Below are 1,499 nucleotides of genomic sequence, written 5' to 3'. Positions count from 1 at the left end.
GGCCCCGGCTACTGCGGGGGGTTGCCGTGCTTGCGGGACGGCAGGTCCGCGTGCTTGTTGCGGAGCATCGCGAGCGAGGAGATCAGTACCTCGCGCGTCTCGGCGGGGTCGATGACGTCGTCGACCAGGCCGCGCTCGGCCGCGTAGTAGGGGTGCATCAGCTCGGCCTTGTACTCCTTGACCATGCGGGCCCGCATGGTCTCGGGGTCCTCGGCGTCGGCGATCTGACGGCGGAAGATGACGTTGGCGGCGCCCTCGGCGCCCATCACCGCGATCTCGTTGGTGGGCCACGCGTAGGTCAGGTCGGCGCCGATGGACTGGCTGTCCATGACGATATAGGCACCTCCGTAGGCCTTGCGCAGGATCAGCGAGATCCTCGGCACGGTGGCGTTGCAGTACGCGTAGAGCAGCTTCGCGCCGTGCCGGATGATTCCACCGTGCTCCTGGTCGACGCCGGGCAGGAAGCCGGGCACGTCCAGCAGAGTCACGAGGGGAATGCTGAACGCGTCACACATCTGGACGAAGCGCGCGGCCTTCTCGGACGCCTCGATGTCCAGCACCCCGGCCAGCGCCTGCGGCTGGTTGGCCACGATGCCGACGACCTGGCCGTCGAGCCGGGCCAGGGCGCAGACGATGTTGCGCGCCCAGCGCTCGTGGACCTCCAGGAAGTCGCCGTCGTCGACGAGCTCCTCGATGACCTCGTGCATGTCGTACGGACGGCTGCCGTCGGCCGGGACCAGGTCCAGGAGCACGTCACCACGCCGGTCGGCCGGGTCGTCGTTGTGCACCGTGGGCGGGTTCTCGCGGTTGTTGGAGGGGAGCATGCCGATCAGGTAGCGGACCTCGGCGATGCAGGTCTCCTCGTCGTCGTACGCGAAGTGCGCGACGCCCGAGGTCTCGGCGTGCACATCGGCGCCGCCCAGCCCGTTCTGGGTGATCTCCTCACCCGTGACCGCCTTGACCACGTCCGGCCCGGTGATGAACATCTGCGAGGTCTCACGGACCATGAACACGAAGTCGGTGAGCGCCGGACTGTAGGCCGCGCCGCCCGCGCACGGACCGAGCATCACGCTGATCTGCGGGATCACACCCGAGGCACGGGTGTTGCGCTGGAAGATCCCACCGTACCCGGCGAGCGCGCTGACACCCTCCTGGATACGGGCTCCGGCACCGTCGTTCAGCGAGACCAGCGGAGCACCGGCCGAGATGGCCATGTCCATGATCTTGTGGATCTTCGTGGCATGAGCCTCACCCAGCGCCCCGCCGAAGATCCGGAAATCGTGCGCGTAGACGAAGACCGTCCGGCCGTCGACCGTGCCCCACCCGGTGATCACACCGTCGGTGTACGGCTTCCTGGCCTCCAGACCGAACCCCGTCGCCCGGTGCCGGCGCAGCTGCTCGACCTCCTTGAACGACCCCTCGTCCAGCAGCAGCGCGATACGCTCCCGCGCCGTCAGCTTGCCCTTCGCGTGCTGCGCCTCGGTCGCCCGGTCGCTCGG

General features: G+C 68.6%; 1 protein-coding gene. It reads right to left on the bottom strand.

The window, feature by feature from the left end:
• Positions 1-8: 8 nt before the first annotated feature.
• The coding region (locus ACHFIV_RS11275; RefSeq protein ID WP_398966408.1) for an acyl-CoA carboxylase subunit beta at positions 9-1,499 on the bottom strand (1,491 nt) is incomplete at its 5' end.

Source organism: Streptomyces sp. ALB3, assembly GCF_044385685.1.
GTDB lineage: Bacteria > Actinomycetota > Actinomycetes > Streptomycetales > Streptomycetaceae > Streptomyces.
Note: the sequence above shows the minus strand (reverse complement) of the source record. Positions and strands in the feature narration are given on the sequence as shown.